This is a genomic window from Microbacterium altimontanum (assembly GCF_058349865.2).
Window position 1 is genome coordinate 186920 of sequence record NZ_JBYRJB020000002.1, and the last position, 17832, is coordinate 204751.

Here is a 17832-nt window from a genome sequence, read left to right on the forward strand (position 1 = left end):
GCACTGTCGGCGCCGCTCAGGCGTCGAGCGCCGCGATCACATCGGCGGGCGTCGCCTGCATGGGATGGGGGCCGGCGATGTCGAAGAACACCGTCGTGATCTCGTCCCGGTGCGCCTCGAGGAAGGCGCGCAGCCAGGCCGGCGAGTGCAGGCCGACGGCCGGCGGCAGGGTCGCCGGCTTGTGCAGCGCATCGCTGAACAGCAGCAGCGCGACGTCGCCCGTGTTGGGGTCGCGGAAGGTCCACACCTCGCCCGAGTCGCGGGGATCGTCGCGTGCGCCGGGTCGCATCAAGGGGACGACGGTCGGCCCGTGCCGGAGCGCGAACGCGACGGCGGCCATGTCCTGCGTCTGCAGCGCGTCGCCGAGCTGCGTATTGCGGAAGTCGACCTGCTTCGACGAGCGCTTCTTGCCGGATGCCACGGCTCAAGAGTAGCCGGAGGACAGAATGGGGCCCCCTCGAATCGCTCATTGGGGACTGGACGACTCGAGAGGGCCCGAGACGCTGTGCCGCGATCGGGGCCCGCTGGGGACGGGCGCTTCACCGCTGGGGACGGTTCCGTCGCGCTGATGCACAGCGTATGCCTTAAGTGTACGCGCTTCCGAGCACTGCTATCTGTCCCCCTTTTGGGGGACATCTGACCTCTTCTGGGGTGAAGCGGGGGTACCCCGTCGGAAAACCGTCGGGACCCAGCCCTTGATCGGACCTCAGTACAGCTGGAACAGCGCATCGTCGACGGAGGCGACGCCGCCGATCGACACGGTCAAATGATACGTCGCGCCGTTGCCCGGCGCCTTGGGCCGGTTTTTCGCGTCACAGGTCGCCACGGTCGACCGGGTGCGGTCCCAGGCGATGGGCTGCGCGCTCGACACCTTCTGCCCCGCATTCAGCAGGACGACCATGTCGCTCGGCTCCTTCTGGCAGTCCGTCGAGCGCCACCAGGTGTCGCTGCCGCTGGTGACGGTGAACACCTGCTCGCTCGAGCCGACGTTGAGGGTGCAGGCCGCCGACCCGGTATTGGTCAGTTCAATCGACATCTTCGGCAGCTGGCCCGAGGCGTAGCTGGTCTTGTCGGTCACCGCCTTGACGACGAGATCGGCGGAGGCGCACGGCTTCGCGGATGCGCCCGGACTCGGTGTGCTCTTCGACGGCGCGGCGCTCGACGTCGCGCCCGGCGTCGGGCTCGTCGTCGCGCCCGGTGTGCCCTCACTCGAAACCGCCGGGAGCAGCGGGTCGGCGCTCTGCGTCACCGCTCCCGCGGACGGCTCGGCGCGGCTCTCCCAGGGGCGTGCGATGAGCAGCCAGACGACGGTGACGATGACGACCAGCACGAGCAGCAGCGTGAGTCGGCGACGCCGGTAGACGGCGGGCGAGTGTCGGCGGCGGGGAGTGCTCACGACACGAGGCTACGTCGCCGCTCGGCGATGCCGCGGTACGGCACGCCTGCTCCCGGTGCGCTCACAGGTGCTTGATCATGCGCGTATTGCCGAGCGTGTTCGGCTTCACGTGCGCGAGGTCGAGGAACTCCGCCACACCGGCGTCGGGGCTGCGCAGCAGCTGGGCGTACACATCGGGGGCGACCACATGCTCGCCGATCGGCGCGAATCCGTGCCGGGTGAAGAACGACACCTCGAACGTGAGGCAGAACAGGCGGCTGAGGCCCAGCTCCACGGCACGCTTCTCGAGCACCTCGACGATGCGTCCGCCGATCCCCTCGTGCAGGCGGTCCTCACGGACGAGCAGCGTGCGCACCTCACCGATGTCGTGCCACATCACGTGGAGTGCGCCGCATCCCAGCACCTCCCCGTCGGCCTCTGCGACGACGAACTCCTGCACCGCTTCGAAGAGGGAGACCATCTCCTTGCCGAGCAGGATGCGTCGCTCGACCAGCGGCTCGAGAAGCCTGTGGATGGCGGGCACGTCGGCGGTGCGGGCGGGACGGACGACGATCTCGGTCACCCGTCCACGATACGACGCAGAGGGTCCCACCTCCTGGTGGAACCCTCCGCGTGTGCGACCGGCGGTCAGGTGCCGGCGATGATGTCCGGCGTCGCCGAGATCTGCTCGGGGGCACCCACGCCGACGGCGATCTTCTCGCCGCGAGGCGCGTGCTCGAACACGAACTTGCCGTCCTGCGCGTCGACCTTCACATGGTCGCCGGCGTTCAGCTCGCCGTGCAGGATGCGCTCCGAGAGCTGGTCCTCGATCTCGCGCTGCATGGCGCGGCGCAGCGGCCGCGCGCCGAGCGTGGGGTCGAAGCCGATCTCGATGAGCTTGTCCTTCGCGGCGTCGCTCAGCTCGATCGTCATGTCGCGGTCGAGCAGCCGCTCGCCGAGGCGCTTCGTGAACAGGCCGACGATCTGACGCAGTTCGTCCTTGTTCAGCTGCGGGAACACGATGATGTCGTCGACACGGTTGAGGAACTCGGGCTTGAAGTGGCGCTTGAGCTCTTCGTCGACCTTGCCCTTCATCCGCTCGTACGACGTGGTCGTGTCGCCCTCGACCTGGAAGCCGACCGGGCCACCGGCGATCGCCGACGAGCCGAGGTTCGTCGTCATGATGATCACGGTGTTCTTGAAATCGACCACACGGCCCTGGCCGTCGGTGAGGCGACCCTCCTCGAGGATCTGCAGCAGCGAGTTGAAGATGTCGGGGTGGGCCTTCTCGATCTCGTCGAAGAGCACGACCGAGAACGGCTTACGGCGCACCTTCTCGGTGAGCTGCCCGCCCTCTTCGAAGCCGACGAATCCGGGAGGGGCGCCGAACAGCCGTGAGACCGTGTGCTTCTCACCGAACTCGCTCATGTCGAGCGAGATCAGCGCGCCCTCGTCGTCGAACAGGAACTCGGCGAGTGCCTTCGCCATCTCGGTCTTTCCGACGCCGGTGGGGCCGGCGAAGATGAACGAGCCCGAGGGGCGCTTAGGGTCCTTGAGGCCCGCGCGCTGGCGGCGGATCGTGCGCGCGAGCGCCGCGATCGCCTCCTCCTGGCCGATGACGCGCTGGTGCAGCGCCTTCTCCATGAAGACGAGACGGCTCGACTCCTCCTCGGTGAGCTTGAACACCGGGATGCCGGTGGCCTGCGCGAGCACCTCGGCGATCAGGCCCTCGTCGACCACGGCGGGGGTCGCGACATCCCCGCTCCGCCACTGCTTCTCGAGGCGCAGCCGCTCCGCGAGCAGCGACTTCTCCTCATCGCGCAGCGACGCGGCCTTCTCGAAGTCCTGCTCCTCGCTGGCCTGCTCCTTGTGCGTGCGCACGTCGGCGATCTTGTCGTCGAGCTCGCGCAGCTCGGGCGGGCTGGAGAGGATCGACAGGCGCAGGCGCGCGCCGGCCTCGTCGATCAGGTCGATCGCCTTGTCGGGAAGGAACCGGTCGGAGACGTACCGGTCGGAGAGGTTCGCCGCGGCGACGATCGCGCCGTCGGTGATCTGCACCTTGTGGTGCGCCTCGTACCGGTCGCGCAGGCCCTTCAGGATGTTGATCGCGTGCGGCAGCGTGGGCTCCTGCACCTGTACCGGCTGGAAGCGGCGCTCCAGCGCAGCATCCTTCTCGAAGTGCTTGCGGTACTCGTCGAGCGTGGTGGCGCCGATCGTCTGCAGCTCACCGCGGGCGAGCAGGGGCTTGAGGATCGAAGCGGCGTCGATCGCGCCCTCCGCGGCGCCGGCGCCCACGAGAGTGTGGATCTCGTCGATGAAGACGATGATGTCGCCGCGGGTGCGGATCTCCTTGGTGACCTTCTTGAGACGCTCTTCGAAGTCGCCGCGGTAGCGGGATCCGGCGATGAGCGAGCCGAGGTCGAGCGAGTAGAGCTGCTTGTCCTTCAGCGTCTCGGGCACATCGCCCTTCACGATCGCCTGCGCGAGTCCCTCGACGACGGCGGTCTTGCCGACGCCGGGCTCGCCGATGAGGACCGGGTTGTTCTTGGAGCGGCGGGAGAGGATCTGCATGACCCGCTCCGCCTCCTTCTCGCGGCCGATGACCGGGTCGAGCTTGTTGTCGCGCGCCGCCTGCGTGAGGTTGCGGCCGAACTGGTCGAGCACCTGCGAGCCGCCCTGCGCACCGGCCGGGCTCTCGTGCGCGGCGCCGGAGACGGCGGCCGGCTCCTTGCCCTGGTAGCCGGAGAGCAGCTGGATGACCTGTTGGCGCACCTTGTTGAGATCGGCGCCGAGCTTGACGAGCACCTGGGCTGCGACGCCCTCGCCCTCGCGGATGAGGCCGAGCAGGATGTGCTCCGTGCCGATGTAGTTGTGGCCGAGCTGCAGGGCTTCGCGCAGGCTCAGCTCGAGCACCTTCTTGGCACGCGGAGTGAAGGGGATGTGGCCGGTCGGCTGCTGCTGACCCTGGCCGATGATGTCCTGCACCTGCTCGCGCACGGCATCGAGAGAGATGCCGAGCGACTCGAGCGCCTTGGCAGCCACTCCCTCGCCCTCGTGGATGAGGCCGAGCAGGATGTGCTCCGTGCCGATGTAGTTGTGGTTGAGCATCTTCGCCTCTTCCTGGGCGAGGACGACCACGCGGCGAGCTCGGTCGGTGAATCTCTCGAACATGCTGACTCCTCCGGGCGCCCACGTCTGGCGCTTGTATCGAGCGTAACCAGCGAGGGGATGCTTCTCGGCGGTGTTCGCCGTCGGCATAGCGTCCACACCGTGAGGCGGAGCCTCCCCCGGTCCCCGCTATCGCGCCAGATTTGAAGGGAGCGCGCGACAAGCCGCCGGTGGGCGACGGCCTCTGGCTCGACCCGACGGAGCGCGTCAACATTTGGGTGACTCGCCTCGCGGGCGACGAACCTGGTGACTCGCCCGTTGGGCACCGAGTACACACGTCCGGCGGACGGTAACCCCCGTCGGCCGCGCACGTTCGACTACTTCGCGTGTCGGCGGCGGGCGATCAGCAGGCTCGCGCCGCCCAGAAGCAGGAGCGCTCCAGTGATCGGGAGCGCCGGGTCGGTGGTGGCGCCGGTCTCGCCGAGCAAGCCGTCCTTGTGGGTGCTGCCGTGCTTCGTGTCCGTATGACCAGGCTTGTCGACCGGCTTGTACGGCGGCGGGGTCGGGTTCACCGGCACGGCCGCCCACTTCGCGTAGAGCGTCAGGTTGGTCGTGATCGGAGCGGTGGGATCGAACGGGGTGGTCAGCCCGGGATCGGTGTACCATCCGGCGAAGGTGAACCCGGCGCGGGTCGGAGTCGGCGGTACGGGCAGCGGGGATCCTGCGTCGATCGTCACCGTGCCGTTGCCCCTGCCACCCGCGTTGTCGAACATGAGGGTGATAGTCGGCACCCACTGCGCGGTCAACGTGATGTTGTCCGTGATCGGCGCCGCGAAGTCGAACGCGGTCGTCGCACCGGGGGCGAACCAGCCGTCGAAGCGGTAGTGCGCACGGGTCGGATCCGCGGGTGCCGTCACCGTGTCGCGGTAGTACGCAGTCTGCGGGCTCACCGCCGTGCCGTGATCGCTGTCGAAGATGACCCGATACTGGTCGATGCTCCACCCGGCGTAGACGGTGATGCCGCCGGTGATCGGGGTCGTGTCGAAATCGAAGTCGTGGATCGCGTTGGTGTCGGTGAACCAGCCCACGAACGTGTATCCGGTGCGGTGCGGGGACCCGGGCGGCATGGTCGCGGTGTCGCCGAACTCCACTGACTGCGGGGCCGGAGCCGCGCCGCCACCGTTCGAGTCGAAGGTGACCGTGTAGCTGTTGATCCTCCACCCCGCGTAGAGGGTGAGATTGCCGAGAACCCGTGACGAGTTGAACGCGAAGGGGTCCGTCGCGGCTTTGTCGGTGTACCAGCCGGTGAAGGTGTGTCCGGTGCGGCTGGGGCTTGCCGCCGGCGCCGCTGCGTAGTCTTTGTAATTGACCGTCTGCGCGGGTGTGGTCGTATCCCCGCCGTTCTTGTCGAAGGTCACCGTGTAGGTGTTGATCCCCCACCCCGCGTACAGGGTGAGGTCGTCGATGACGTTCGTCGATCCGAAATTGAACGGCGTCGTGGCATCGGGATCGAGGTACCAACCGGTGAAGGCATAGCCCGCGCGGCTCGGGTCGGTGCTCGGTGCTGAACCCTTCGTGCCGTGGTCGACCACTGCCGGGCTGATCGTGCTGCCGCCATTGCCGTCGAAGGTGATGGTGTGCGTTTCGATCGACCAGCCTGCGTACAGCGTCATGTCACCGGTGATCGGGGTCGCGGAGAAGTCGAAGAGATGAGTCGCGCCCGTGTCGGTGTACCAACCGGCGAAGGTGTGATGATCCCGGTTCGGCGCGGGCGGCGCGGTGATCTTGGTGTCGTAGTCGGCTGCCTTCGAAGCGACAGCCGTACCACCGTTGCTGTCGAAGGTGACCGTGTAACTGTTGATCGTCCACCTGGCATAGAGGGTGGTGTTGCCGTTGATTTTCGCATCGAAATCGTACGGGGTGCTTGCAGCCTTATCGCTGTACCAGCCCGTGAAGGTGTAGCCGGTGCGGCCCGGATCCGTGGCCGGCTTCGCGACCTTCGTGTCACGATCCACCTGGACCTCGTCGCCGGCCGTGCCGTCGTTGTGATCGAAGGTCACGGTGTCTTCGGTCATCGTGGTGTAGCCCCGCCAGGTCGGGAAGTTGAAGCCGCCATAGCCGGGCAGCGTGTAGTACTGATTCAAGAAATGCACGGTCGGGCCGGTGGGCCCGCCGTCCCCCAAAGAGCCGAGGCAAAGCTGATCCTCGCCGGCTCCGCAGAACCTCGCCGGCGCGCGATCGCTGAAGTAGACGTCCGTCAGCGGGTTGTCCTGGAATACGGATGCGTAGAGGTCGACGGGCCCTTCAAAGGTGACCGAGGTGACGCCGGCGGAGATGAAGGCCCACTGCTGCAATTCGAGGTAGGTGTCGGGAACCGGAAAGGTCACCGCCCCCAGTTGGTTGTCGAAGAACGCATACACTCCGACGGAGGTGAGCGACGCCGGGAAGGTGATCGATGTCAATCTGTTCTGGGCGAATGCCCAGTTCTCAATTCTGCGCAGCTGGTGAGGAAGAGTGACCGACGTGAGCTTCTGGTCGGTGAAGGCGCCCTCTCCGATGGTGGTGACGGTGTACTCGCGTCCGTCATCCAGGGTCACCGTTTCGGGGATCGTGACCGCGGTGCCCTGTGAAGAGGAACTTGCGTCGTAGGCGGTGACCCAGGCCTCGCCTTCGTAGTAGTCCAGGCTCTCGAAGGTCATGCCGTCCACGGTGGCTGTCGCCGAGGCGGCGTGCGACGGTGCGGCGACCGCCACCGTGAGGCCGGCGGCGACGATGAGCGCGGTGACCAGCATGGTCACGAGCCTGCGAGCCGAGGCAGGCAGACACGCCCGAGAGACGAGTGAACTCATCGAGAAAGTCCTTCAGTAGGGAACTGGGCCGTCGAAAGCCCAGAATCCCCTGAGCATCATTTCAGTCTAACCTTCGGCGGCCGCAGGAAAACGGCCGAGCGGCCGTAGGAACCGGCCCGACCGCCGTAGTCTTTGCGAGCGCTCCGCCCACACCGGCGGCCGGGGACGCATACGAAATCCGAAGCGGTGCGGCAGAGTCGCGTTGCCTACACTGAGGGCATGGCCATCCACCTCACCGACGACCGGGCGGCCGACGAACTGCTCACCGAGAACCCGCTCGCCCTGCTCATCGGCATGCTGCTCGATCAGCAGGTCGCGATGGAGACGGCCTTCGGTGGGCCGCTCAAGCTGCAGCAGCGCATCGGAGCCGTGGATGCGTCGACGATCGCCGGATACGATCCCGACGCGCTCGTCGACGCGTTCCGTCAGACGCCGGCGGTGCACCGCTATCCGGGTTCGATGGCGGCCAGAGTGCAGTCGCTGTGCCAGGCGATCGAAAAGGACTGGGACGGTGACGCGGCGGCGCTGTGGACCCGCGGCGGGCCGACCGGACCCGAAGTGCTCAAGCGCCTGAAAGGTCTGCCCGGTTTCGGCGAGCAGAAGGCGAAGATCTTCCTCGCGCTGCTCGGCAAGCAGTACGGGTTCACAGGCGAGGGCTGGCGGGAAGCCTCCGCCCCGTACGGCGACGAGGGCTCGCTGCGCAGCGTCGCCGACATCACGAGCCCCGAGACCCTCGCCAAGGTCCGCGAGTTCAAGCGCGAGATGAAGGCCGCCGCGAAATCGGCCAAGGTGGCCAAGACCGCCTAGCCTCATCGGGCGGTCTCGCCGATCTCGGCCGATCCCTGCCGTTTTCCGGCCGAACGCCGGCCGTGCCCTAGCCTGGGAGCCACAGGCACCCACGGGGAGGTCACAATGAGCGGGAACATCTTGGTCGGGGTCTCGGCGGCCCCCGTTGCGGAGCGGGCCGTGCAGTGGGCGGTCGACCGCGCGGCGGCACTCGGACTCGGGCTCGAACTCATCACCGTCGTCGGCGGAGCGGTCGGCACCGTCGGCGAGGACAGCATCGTGCAGAGCGCGGAAGAGGCGGCCGCGCGGATGCTGGACACCTACGCCGCCCTCGCGAACGCGGCCCGAGTGCCGGTCACGGCGCGCGTGGAGCACGGCAATCCGGTCGCCGTGCTGATCGACGCCTCTGACGACGCGGCGCTGCTCGTGATCGGCAGCGACTATCAAGGGCCCGAGTCGGGGTCGGTGCGCGGAGCGCACGGCATCCGGATCAGCGCCGCGGCGCACAGCCCCGTCGCCGTCGTCCCCGACTTCGATGTCAGCGGGCGCACCGGTGTCGTCGTCGGAACCGACGGATCGGACGTCTCGGCAGGTGCGGTGACCTTCGCGGCCGAGGAAGCAGCGCGCCTCGGCGAGCCGCTCACGGCTGTGAGCGTCTGGACGCCCATGCCGATCCCCGGGGCGGTGAGCGGATATCCGGAGCCGTATCTCGACGGTATGCAGGATGTCACCGCCGAGATCCTCCAGTGCGCCCTCGCCGAGGTGCGCGCCGCGCATCCGGACCTCGAGATCACCGAGCGCGTCGAGTGCGGCTATCCCTCGACGATCATCACCGAGTTGGCGGGCTCGGCCCGGCTCGCCGTCGTGGGCAGCCACGGGCGCGGCGCACTCGCGCGGCTGCTGCTCGGTTCGATCAGCCACGAAGTCCTCGCCCGCCTGGCGACCGTCACCGTCATCGTGCGCTGATCCGCACCGTACCGAGGGACAACTCGGCGAACCGAGGGACAACTCGGCCAACCGAGGGACAACTCGGCGAACCGAGGGACAACTAGGCGAACCGAGGGGCAACCCGGCCAACCGAGGGACGACTCGGCGAACCGAGGGGCAACTCGGCCAACCGAGGGACAACTCGGCGAACCGAGGGGCAACTCGGCGATGGTGGGGCCATAGGGCCAGCGGGGAGGGGCGTAGCTAGACGCGGGTGCGCAGCTCGCGCTTGAGCAGCTTGCCGCTCTGGTTGCGCGGCAGCTCGGCGATGAACTCGACGCGCTTGGGGACCTTGAACGGCGCGAGCAGGCCCCTGACGTGCTCGACGAGCTCGTCGGCCGACGCATCCTGCCCGTCGCGCAGCACGACGAAGGCCGTCACCGCCTCGATCCAGCGGTCGTCGGGCGTGCCGATCACGGCGACCTCCGCGACGGCGGGATGCGTGTAGAGCGCGTCCTCGACCTCGCGCGAGGCGACGAGCACCCCGCCGGTGTTGATGACGTCTTTGATGCGGTCGACGACGGTGATGAACCCCTCGCTGTCGCGGGTGACGAGGTCGCCCGAGTGGAACCACCCGCCGCGGAACGCCTCGGCCGTCGCGGCCTCGTCCTCCCAGTACCCGTCGCACAGCTGCGGGGAGCGGTAGAGGATCTCGCCGGGCTCCCCGTCGGGCACATCGTTCCCCTCGGCGTCGACGACGCGCGCCTCGACGTAGAACACCGGACGGCCGCAGGATGCCGCGCGGCGCTCGTGCTCCTCAGGGCGGAGAACGCATGCGAGCGGCGCCACCTCCGACTGCCCGAAGCAGTTGTAGAACCCCAGGTCGGGGTACCGCTCGCGCAGCCGGTTCAGCACCGTGACGGGCATGATCGAGGCGCCGTACTGCGCCTTCGTGAGCGACGAGAGGTCGCGCCGGTCGAGATCGGGGTGGTTCGACAACGGCACCCACACTGTCGGGGCGAGGAACAGCGAGCCGATGCGGTCGGCTTCGACGCGACGCAGGATCTCGGCCGGGTCGGGCGCTGGCAGCAGGACGATCGACGCACCGATCGACAGGTACGGCAGCAGGAACACGTGCATCGCGGCCGAGTGGTACAGCGGCATGCACACGAGAGGCTTGTCGTCGGGCGTGAAGTCCAGCGCGATGACGCAGGAGACGTACTCGCTCACGAGCGCACGGTGGCTCATCCGTGCGGCCTTCGGCTTGGATGTCGTTCCCGAGGTGAACAGCAGCTGGACGGTGTCGGCGCCGTCGACGAGGGCGTCCATGTCGGGGAGCGACCCGCGCGACGCGGCACCGAGCAGCGAACCGCCGGCGTCGCGCAGGGGCGCGACATCGGTGATGTCGAGCTCCGCGCACACCGGCGCCGCGGTCTCCTCGAGCGCCGGGTCGACGAGCACGACGCGCGCGCCCGACTTCTCCAGGAGGTACCGCAGCTCACCGCCGCGCAGCGCGTAGTTGATCGGGACGTGCACGAGACCTGCCCGTGCGCACGCGAGGAACGCGATGAGGTACGCGTCGGAGTTCGTGCCGACGGCGGCGACGCGATCGCCGGCTCCGGGTGCCCGTCCGCGCAGCCAGGCGGCCGCGCGCGTCACGGCGTCGTCGAGTTCGCGGTACGTCCATGTGCGCTCCTCGAACGTGAGCGCGATGCGGTCGGGGGTGCGGGCGGCGCTGCGTCGCAGCACGCCGTCAACGGTGTCGGCGCGGGGGTCCATGACCAGAGCCTAGCCCGGCGCGACGACCGCCTCGACCGGCTGTCGCGCGCCGCGATTACGCGCCCTTGAGCCGCTCCGCGAGGTACTGCTCGACGTCGGCGAGCGGCACCCGCTCCTGCGCCATCGTGTCGCGGTCGCGGACCGTGACGGCGTCGTCCTCGAGCGAATCGAAGTCGACCGTGACGCACAGCGGCGTGCCGATCTCGTCCTGCCGACGGTAGCGGCGACCGATCGCCCCGGCGTCGTCGAAGTCGGTGTTCCAGCCGTGGCCCCGGAGCGTGTCGGCCAGGCCGCGGGCCAGCGGCGAGAGCTTCTCGTTGCGCGAGAGCGGCAGCACGGCCACCTTGACGGGCGCCAGGCGCGGGTCGAGCTTGAGCACCGTGCGGGTGTCGGTGCCGCCCTTGGCGTTCGGCGCCTCCTCCTCGTGGTACGCGTCGACGAGGAACGCCATCATGGCGCGGGTCAGACCGAACGACGGCTCGATCACATAGGGCACGTACTTCTGGCCGGACGCCTGATCGAAGTACGACAGCGACTGGCCCGACGCATCCGCGTGGTTCGTGAGATCGAAATCGGTGCGGTTCGCGATGCCCATGAGCTCGCCCCACTCCTTGCCGACGAACCCGAACCGGTACTCGAGGTCGATCGTGCCGTCGGAGTAGTGCGCGCGATCCTCCTCGGGCACGTCGAACCGGCGCATGTTCGCGGGGTCGATGCCGAGGTCGACGAACCAGTTCCAGCACTCCTCGACCCAGTGCTCGAACCACTCGCCGGCGTCCGCGGGCGGCACGAAGTACTCGATCTCCATCTGCTCGAACTCGCGTGTGCGGAAGATGAAGTTGCCCGGCGTGATCTCGTTGCGGAACGCCTTGCCGACCTGGCCGACGCCGAACGGCGGCTTCTTGCGCGAGGCCTGCACGACGTTCGCGAAGTTCACGAAGATCCCCTGCGCGGTCTCCGGGCGGAGGTAGTGCACGCCCGCCTCGTCGTCGACGACGCCGAGGTACGTCTTCATCAGGCCCGAGAACGCCTTCGGCTCGGTGTACTGCCCTTTCGTGCCGCAGTTCGGGCAGGGCACGTCGGCGAGGCCGTTCTCGGCCCGGCGGCCCTTGCGCGCCTCGAAGTCCTCGATGAGGGTGTCCGCGCGGAACCGCTTGTGGCACTGGAGGCACTCGACGAGAGGGTCGCTGAAGGTGGCGACGTGACCGGATGCCTCCCATACGCGCTTGGGCAGCACGACGGAGGAGTCGAGGCCGACCATGTCGCCGCGGCCGCGCACGAACGTCTGCCACCACTGGCGGCGGATGTTCTCCTTCAGCTCCGTGCCGAGGGGGCCGTAGTCCCACGCCGACCGCGACCCGCCGTAGATCTCACCGGCCTGGAACACGAAACCGCGGTGACGGGCGAGGGCGATGACTTTGTCGAGACGGGACTGCTCGGCCACGGTGGCTCCAATGGTCGCACGGAGAGAAAGAAAGGAGGATGCCGCGAGTCGCGGCATCCTCGATTCTATCGGCGGGGGCACGTGGCCCCGGGCCGTCACTTGATGAAGGGGATCGTCATCGGATACGTGTAGAACTCGCCCTTGTTGGCCTTCACCGCGGCGATGATCGAGAACACGATGTTCACGATCGCGACGGCGAAGATGATCAGGAAGCCGATGAGGATGAAGGCGGTGATCCACCCGACGATCCACGCGATGATCAGCGTGAGCTGGAAGTTCAGCGCCGTCTTCGTGTGGGCGTTGATGAACGGGCCGCGATCCTTCAGGACGAGGTAGCCGATCAGCGCCGGGAGGAACTCGAAGAAGATCCCGCCGATGTGGATGAGCGTCGCCCAGAGCTTCTCATCGGACGGGTTCATGGGCTGCGCCTGCCCGTAGCCGCCCTGCGGGGGAACCGGCGGCTGCTGCGGAGGGACCGGAGGCTGCTGCGGAGGAATGGTGCTCACGGGCATGAGCCTAGGGGGTCCGCGGGGTCGGCCGCCACATCCACTCCCTTCGTGACAGATGTCGTGGCCAGCGGCGGGGTGCGCGAAGCAGACTAAGGGGATGCCGAAGCCTCCGATGATCGACGACGACGCCCTCGACGACCTCGAGCGCGAGCTCCTGGGCCGCGCACGCGGTCGGGTGCTCGAGATCGGGGCCGGGCGCGGCGAGAACTTCGGGGCGTTCGACCCCGACGTCACCTGGCACGGGTTGGAGCCCGATGCACAGAGGCGGGAAGAACTCCGCCGGCGGGCGCGGGAATGGGGACATTCCGCCGCGCCGATGGATGCGGTGGCCGAGCGCGTGCCGCTGCCCGCGGCATCCGTCGACGCCGTCGTCGCGACCTACGTGCTGTGCACCGTCGGCGACATCGGGGCCACGCTCCGTGAGGCACGGCGCGTGCTCGTGCCCGGTGGGCGTGTGCTCCTGGTCGAGCACGTCCTCGCGCCGCACAGTGCGACGATGCGCGGTCTGCAGCGGATCGCGACGCCGTTCACCGTGCGCTGGTGCAGCGGATGCCATCAGGACCGTGACCCGCTGCCCGCGCTGCGCGCTGCGGGGTTCGCCGACGTCGACGTGCGGCATCGGCGTGTGCACGATCGCCCGCTGCCGCCCGAGTCGATCCTCCTCTACGAGGGCATCGCGCCGGCGTGATGCCGCGGGGTCCCGTCGAGACCGACGATTCGCGTCGAGACCGGGCGCCGCTGCGCCCGCCGGCCGCCGTCAGGCCTCGCGCAGCGCGTCGCGGTCGACGTCGGCGATCGCCGTGTGGCCGCTGAGGCCGAGCGTGATGTCGAGTTCGGCGAGCATGTGCCGGATGACGGCCGCGACGCCGTCCTCGCCGGCGATCGCGAGGCCGTACGCGTATGGCCGGCCGAGCGCGACGACCGTCGCACCGAGAGCGAGCGCGACGAACGCGTCGGCGCCCGACCGCACGCCGGAGTCGAAGACGATCGGCACCCGCTCCGCGATCCGGTCGGCGATCAGCGGCACGGTCACGAGCGTCGGCACCGATCCGTCGATCTGGCGCCCGCCGTGGTTCGAGATCCAGACGCCGTCGGCTCCGGCGTCGAGGGCGCGGATCGCGTCGTCGGGATGCACGATCCCCTTCACGATGAGCGGCAGACGCGTCCACTCGCGGGCCCGCGCGAGGTCGTCCCACGTGAGCGCGGGCGTGGAGAAGACGTCGAGGAACGTCTCCACGGCGGCACGCGGCAGCGGCGAGCGCAGGTTGTCGCGCAATCCCGCGCCGGTGAGCACCGCGCCCTTGCGCGCGATCGAGATGCCCGCCGCGACGGCCTTCGGCGTGAGCCGCACGGCGCCCGGAGCGGCGCCGTGCGCACGCTCGCGCACCAGCTGCTGGAACACCGGGTCGCTCGTGTACTGGGCGATGCCGAGCCCGCGCGTGAACGGCAGATAGCCGAGATCGAGGTCGCGCGTGCGCCACCCGAGCAGATGCGTGTCGACCGTCACGACGATCGCCTCGCAGCCGGATGCCTCCGCCCGGCGCACCAGCGACGCGTTCAGTTCGTCGGATCCCGACCAGTACAGCTGGAACAATCGCGGCGCGCCGGGCGCGGCATCCGCCACCTGCTCCATGGTCGTCGAGGCCTGGTTGCTGATCGTGTACGGGATGCCGAGCGATGCCGCCGCGCGCGCGACGGCGAGGTCGGCGTCGCGGTGCACGAGCTCCATGACGCCGAGCGGGGCGAGGATCAGGGGCGTGGCCCGCCGTGCGCCGAGGAACGTGGTCGACAGATCCCGGGCCGCGACGTCGCGCAGCGGTCGCGGCCAGATCTGCCACTTCTCGAACGCGGCGCGGTTGGCGGCAACGGTGTGCTCGGCTCCCGCTCCCCCGGCGATGTAGGCGAACGCCTCGGGGCTCAGCGCCTTGCGGGCAGCCTGCTCGAGCGCCGCGGGAGTGGTCGGCACGGCCGGTCGGGCGCCGCTGATTCCGGCGCGGAAGATGTCGGACTGCACCTGGCGCGCGATGCCGCGGCCAGCGGCGGGATCGTGGGGAGCGACGCTGCTCATGCCCGACAGCCTACGGTCCCGGCCACGCGTGACATGTCCCTCAGCGAGCCCGCGCGCAGCGCGAGCCGACAGGTCCCTGAGCGAGCCCGCGCGCAGCGCAGGGGAGTCGAAGGGCGCGTCGGGTCTCGAGCGCATCGGCCCTTCGACTCGGGGCTCCGCCCCTCGCTCAGGGACCTGACGCATCGGACACAACCGCCCCTCGCTCAGGGACCTGACACATCGGACACAGCCGCCGCTCTCGCAGGGACCCGACGCGCGTCGGTCAGCGGCGCACGGTGGCGCGGTCGACCGTGAAGTCGTCGAGCGCGACCGGGTCGATCGTGATGCCCAGGCCCGGCCCGGTGGGCACGGCAATGTGGCCGTCCTCGAGCTGCGCCGGCTCGGTCACGATGTCGCGCGCATAGAAGCGGCTCGAGGCCGACACGTCACCGGGGAGGGTGAAGCCGGGGAGGGCCGCGAGCGCCGCGTTCGCGGCGCGGCCGATGCCGGTCTCGAGCATCCCGCCGCACCACACCGGCACGCCGGCATCCCGGCACAGGTCGTGGATGCGCGCCGCCTCGAGGTATCCGCCGACCCGGCCGGCCTTGATGTTGACGACGGATGTCGCCGCCAGCGCGAGGGCGTCGGTGCAGGCCTTGGCCGAGGTGATCGACTCGTCGAGGCAGATCGGGGTGCGCAGCCGCTGTGCGAGCGCCGCGTGGTCGACGATGTCGTCCTCGGCCAGCGGCTGCTCGATGAGCAGCAGGTCGAACCTGTCGAGCTCGGCGAGCGCGTCGATGTCGGCGAGCGTATAGGCCGAGTTGGCGTCGACCTGCAGCGGGATCGTGCCGAACGCGTCGCGCACCGCGGCCGTCTCGGCGATGTCGCGCCCCGGCTTGATCTTGATCTTGATCCGCACGTACCCCTCGTCGAGGTACCCGCCGACGGCGTCGACCAGGGCGGCCGCATCGCGCTGGATGCCCACCGAGACACCCGACGGGACGCGCTCATGCACGGCACCGAGATACTCCCCCAGCGGCCGGCCCTCGGCGCGCAGCGCCGCATCCAGCACCGCCAGCTCCAGCCCCGCCTTCGCCATGCGGTGCCCGACGAACGGCGCGAGCACCTCGCTCACCTGCTCGGGCGGGAGCGTGCGCGCGTCGAGGAGCGCCGGGATGAGCCAGCGCTGCGCGACGTCCCACGCGCCGCGGGTGTACTCGCTGGAGTAGAGCGGCGCCGCCTGCGTGACGATCTCTCCCCATCCGCCGCCGTCGGGGGTCAGCGCGCGGACGACGATGACCTCGCGCACCCTCTCCGTGCCGAAGGAGGTCGTGAACGGCGCCACCAGCGGAATGTGCAGCACGCGCAGCTCGAAGCCGTCGAGCGCGACGGGCGCGGCGGGCCGGGCGATGGGCATGGCCTCAGGGTACGTGCGTTCAGTGCTGCTCGCGACGGAGAGTCGCGGGGAATTCGCGACCGTCGGGGTCGCCCGCGCGCGGCGGCCGAAGCACGGCGGGAGCCGGCCACTCCAGCTCGAAGCGGGTCACCGGCATGTCGATCGCGCCGAAGTCGTCGGTCTGCACCACGACGTGATCCGGCGTGACCTCGACCATCCGCACGCGCAGCGGCATCCCGTCCTCCCGCTCGAGCATCCAGATGTCGGCGAGCCAGGCGATTCCGTGCTCCTCCAGCGCCGCCTCGGCGACGAGCCAGTCGACCGGCGCCGAGACCTCGCGCCCGAGCAGATCGACGGGCACCCACGTCTGCGCCATCGCATCGCCGGGCCGGATCCAGCCGACGAGCTCGCCGTCGTCGCGACGGTGCGGGGTCCAGTCGGCGGGGAGCATCCGCTCACCCTACCGGGCCCGTGCGCGGCGCGCGCTGCCCCCACCGCTATACTCAGGCGACCGATGACATCGGTGGGGGAGAACATGGGGATTCGACGCATCATCGCGGCTGCCGCACTGGCGGGCGCACTCATCGCCGGGCCGGCAGTGCTGCCGACCGCTCACGCGCCGGGAGTCGACGTCGCACAGGCGACGACGATCCAGGTGGCGAAGGCGAAGCCACGGGTGTTCAAGAACTGCACGGCGCTGAACAAGGTCTACCGGCATGGCGTGGCATCGAAGACCGGCCGCGACCGCGTCAAGGGCAAGGCCAAGCCGGTGAAGAACTTCACCCGCAACGACGCCGTCTACAAGGCGAACAAGCGGCTCGACCGCGACAAGGACGGCGTCGCCTGCGAGAAGCGCTGACGCGATCTCGCGGTCACGGATGCGTGAGCAGGTAGCCCCGCTCGTCATCGAAGCCGCGGATGGCAAGGCCCGCGTCGAGGTGAGCGAGGATCTGATCGCGCACCCGCATGCGCCAGGACCGCGCCTCGGCCGGTTCTGACACGCGCAGCGCCTCGATGTCCTCCGGTACCGCGACCGTCGCGACGACCTGCTCCGGGTCGGGCGTGGGAACCGGCGGCGCGGCGAGCACCCACGTCACCAGGAGCCGGTCGGTCTCGTCGTCGCGGTTGACCCCGTCGTCCATCCGCCCGTAGTGGTTCACGAGATACTCGTCGACGCGGGTGCCGAGCACGCGCAGATTGAAGTGGGCGTTGCGTGCGACGAGTGGGTCGAACGTCCAGGTGATCTGCCCCACCTCGCGCGCGAACGCCCATTCGCGCTGATGCTGCTTGAGCGCACGCCCGAGCTCCCGCCCTCGATACGGAGGCAGGATGCCGGTGATGTGCGAATGCATCGACCGGGCCGCGGGCATGGCGAAGAACGCGACGGAGGCCCCGATCATCCGCTCGCCGTCGTACAGGCCGACGGTGTAGTTCCCCGCATGTGCCAGCGCACGCAGGAGGTTCGGCGGCATTCCCGCGCGATCGCCGCCCCACACCTCGGCGAGCACGGCCGAGGCGGCGAACACGTCCTCGACCGACTCGAGAGGACGGATGCTGATGCCGGTCGGCAGGTATGCGGAGAGGTCGGCCATGAGTCAAGTGTCCTCCCGTG

General features: G+C 69.3%; 16 protein-coding genes. 4 read left to right on the forward strand and 12 right to left on the reverse strand.

From position 1 onward, the window contains the following. Positions 1-16: 16 nt before the first annotated feature. The 5 genes from AC3RX1_RS03120 to AC3RX1_RS03140 all read right to left on the reverse strand — a co-directional run bounded on the left by AC3RX1_RS03120 (position 17) and on the right by AC3RX1_RS03140 (position 7182). Entirely contained in the window at positions 17-421 is a 405-nt protein-coding gene (locus tag AC3RX1_RS03120) for a dehydrogenase (protein ID WP_491499781.1), read from the reverse strand. 285 nt (positions 422-706) lie between these two features. Then, positions 707-1396: a hypothetical protein gene (locus tag AC3RX1_RS03125; protein ID WP_491499782.1), complete on the reverse strand. Its 690-nt coding sequence runs from the start codon at positions 1394-1396 to the stop codon at positions 707-709. A gap of 61 nt (positions 1397-1457) precedes the next feature. Beyond that, positions 1458-1958 carry an amino-acid N-acetyltransferase gene (locus tag AC3RX1_RS03130; protein WP_491499783.1) on the reverse strand — a complete coding sequence of 167 codons (501 nt, stop codon included), beginning with the start codon at positions 1956-1958 and terminating at the stop codon, positions 1458-1460. A 65-nt stretch (positions 1959-2023) separates the two neighbouring features. Then, positions 2024-4546 (reverse strand): ATP-dependent Clp protease ATP-binding subunit, encoded by a 2523-nt coding sequence (locus tag AC3RX1_RS03135; protein WP_491499784.1) that lies wholly within the window; start codon positions 4544-4546, stop codon positions 2024-2026. Between the two features lie 314 nt (positions 4547-4860). Next, positions 4861-7182, reverse strand: a complete 2322-nt coding sequence (locus AC3RX1_RS03140; protein ID WP_491500086.1) for an InlB B-repeat-containing protein — start codon at positions 7180-7182, stop codon at positions 4861-4863. A gap of 369 nt (positions 7183-7551) precedes the next feature. On the opposite strand from AC3RX1_RS03140, the gene AC3RX1_RS03145 reads away from it, so the two are divergent. Both AC3RX1_RS03145 and AC3RX1_RS03150 read left to right on the forward strand, forming a co-directional pair. Further along, complete coding sequence (locus tag AC3RX1_RS03145) at positions 7552-8139, forward strand: HhH-GPD-type base excision DNA repair protein (protein ID WP_491499785.1); 588 nt, start codon at positions 7552-7554, stop codon at positions 8137-8139. Positions 8140-8244: 105 nt separating this feature from the next. Beyond that, positions 8245-9084, forward strand: coding sequence for a universal stress protein (locus AC3RX1_RS03150; RefSeq protein ID WP_491499786.1), 840 nt, complete (start codon positions 8245-8247; stop codon positions 9082-9084). A gap of 225 nt (positions 9085-9309) precedes the next feature. On the opposite strand, the gene AC3RX1_RS03155 is transcribed toward AC3RX1_RS03150, so the two are convergent. From AC3RX1_RS03155 to AC3RX1_RS03165, 3 genes are all read right to left on the reverse strand, one after another. Beyond that, on the reverse strand, positions 9310-10824 hold the full coding sequence (locus AC3RX1_RS03155; protein WP_491499787.1) for a fatty acyl-CoA synthetase: 1515 nt from the start codon (positions 10822-10824) through the stop codon (positions 9310-9312). A gap of 55 nt (positions 10825-10879) precedes the next feature. Beyond that, a complete protein-coding gene (locus AC3RX1_RS03160) occupies positions 10880-12268 on the reverse strand; it encodes a glycine--tRNA ligase (RefSeq protein WP_491499788.1) in 1389 nt (462 codons plus the stop codon). Between the two features lie 95 nt (positions 12269-12363). Beyond that, the gene (locus AC3RX1_RS03165; protein ID WP_491499789.1) at positions 12364-12774 is read right to left on the reverse strand and encodes a DUF4870 domain-containing protein; all 411 of its coding nucleotides are present in this window, start codon (positions 12772-12774) and stop codon (positions 12364-12366) included. 100 nt (positions 12775-12874) lie between these two features. Between AC3RX1_RS03165 and AC3RX1_RS03170 the strand changes: the two genes are divergently transcribed. Then, entirely contained in the window at positions 12875-13465 is a 591-nt protein-coding gene (locus AC3RX1_RS03170; RefSeq protein WP_491499790.1) for a class I SAM-dependent methyltransferase, read from the forward strand. Positions 13466-13534: 69 nt separating this feature from the next. Here AC3RX1_RS03170 and AC3RX1_RS03175 read toward each other — a convergent pair whose 3' ends face one another. The 3 genes from AC3RX1_RS03175 to AC3RX1_RS03185 form a co-directional block, all read right to left on the reverse strand. Further along, positions 13535-14845: an alpha-hydroxy-acid oxidizing protein gene (locus AC3RX1_RS03175; protein ID WP_491499791.1), complete on the reverse strand. Its 1311-nt coding sequence runs from the start codon at positions 14843-14845 to the stop codon at positions 13535-13537. Positions 14846-15107: 262 nt separating this feature from the next. Beyond that, positions 15108-16241, reverse strand: coding sequence for an o-succinylbenzoate synthase (gene menC / locus AC3RX1_RS03180; protein ID WP_491499792.1), 1134 nt, complete (start codon positions 16239-16241; stop codon positions 15108-15110). Between the two features lie 19 nt (positions 16242-16260). Beyond that, positions 16261-16671: a hypothetical protein gene (locus AC3RX1_RS03185; RefSeq protein ID WP_491499793.1), complete on the reverse strand. Its 411-nt coding sequence runs from the start codon at positions 16669-16671 to the stop codon at positions 16261-16263. Between the two features lie 63 nt (positions 16672-16734). Here AC3RX1_RS03185 and AC3RX1_RS03190 point away from each other — a divergent pair, with 63 nt between their 5' ends. Continuing rightward, positions 16735-17079, forward strand: a complete 345-nt coding sequence (locus AC3RX1_RS03190) for an excalibur calcium-binding domain-containing protein (RefSeq protein ID WP_491499794.1) — start codon at positions 16735-16737, stop codon at positions 17077-17079. Between the two features lie 13 nt (positions 17080-17092). Here AC3RX1_RS03190 and AC3RX1_RS03195 read toward each other — a convergent pair whose 3' ends face one another. Next, the gene (locus AC3RX1_RS03195) at positions 17093-17812 is read right to left on the reverse strand and encodes a GNAT family N-acetyltransferase (RefSeq protein ID WP_491499795.1); all 720 of its coding nucleotides are present in this window, start codon (positions 17810-17812) and stop codon (positions 17093-17095) included. Positions 17813-17832 lie beyond the last annotated feature (20 nt).

Bases quoted from the DNA above. Each gene is read 5' to 3' on its own strand.
- AC3RX1_RS03135 (WP_491499784.1), bottom strand. From the start codon at position 4,546: ATGTTCGAGAGATTCACCGACCGAGCTCGCCGCGTGGTCGTCCTCGCC.
- AC3RX1_RS03140 (WP_491500086.1), bottom strand. From the start codon at position 7,182: ATGACCTTCGAGAGCCTGGACTACTACGAAGGCGAGGCCTGGGTCACC.
- AC3RX1_RS03145 (WP_491499785.1), top strand. From the start codon at position 7,552: ATGGCCATCCACCTCACCGACGACCGGGCGGCCGACGAACTGCTCACC.
- AC3RX1_RS03150 (WP_491499786.1), top strand. From the start codon at position 8,245: ATGAGCGGGAACATCTTGGTCGGGGTCTCGGCGGCCCCCGTTGCGGAG.
- AC3RX1_RS03155 (WP_491499787.1), bottom strand. From the start codon at position 10,824: ATGGACCCCCGCGCCGACACCGTTGACGGCGTGCTGCGACGCAGCGCC.
- AC3RX1_RS03170 (WP_491499790.1), top strand. From the start codon at position 12,875: ATGCCGAAGCCTCCGATGATCGACGACGACGCCCTCGACGACCTCGAG.
- AC3RX1_RS03175 (WP_491499791.1), bottom strand. From the start codon at position 14,845: ATGAGCAGCGTCGCTCCCCACGATCCCGCCGCTGGCCGCGGCATCGCG.
- menC (WP_491499792.1), bottom strand. From the start codon at position 16,241: ATGCCCATCGCCCGGCCCGCCGCGCCCGTCGCGCTCGACGGCTTCGAG.
- AC3RX1_RS03185 (WP_491499793.1), bottom strand. From the start codon at position 16,671: ATGCTCCCCGCCGACTGGACCCCGCACCGTCGCGACGACGGCGAGCTC.
- AC3RX1_RS03190 (WP_491499794.1), top strand. From the start codon at position 16,735: ATGACATCGGTGGGGGAGAACATGGGGATTCGACGCATCATCGCGGCT.
- AC3RX1_RS03195 (WP_491499795.1), bottom strand. From the start codon at position 17,812: ATGGCCGACCTCTCCGCATACCTGCCGACCGGCATCAGCATCCGTCCT.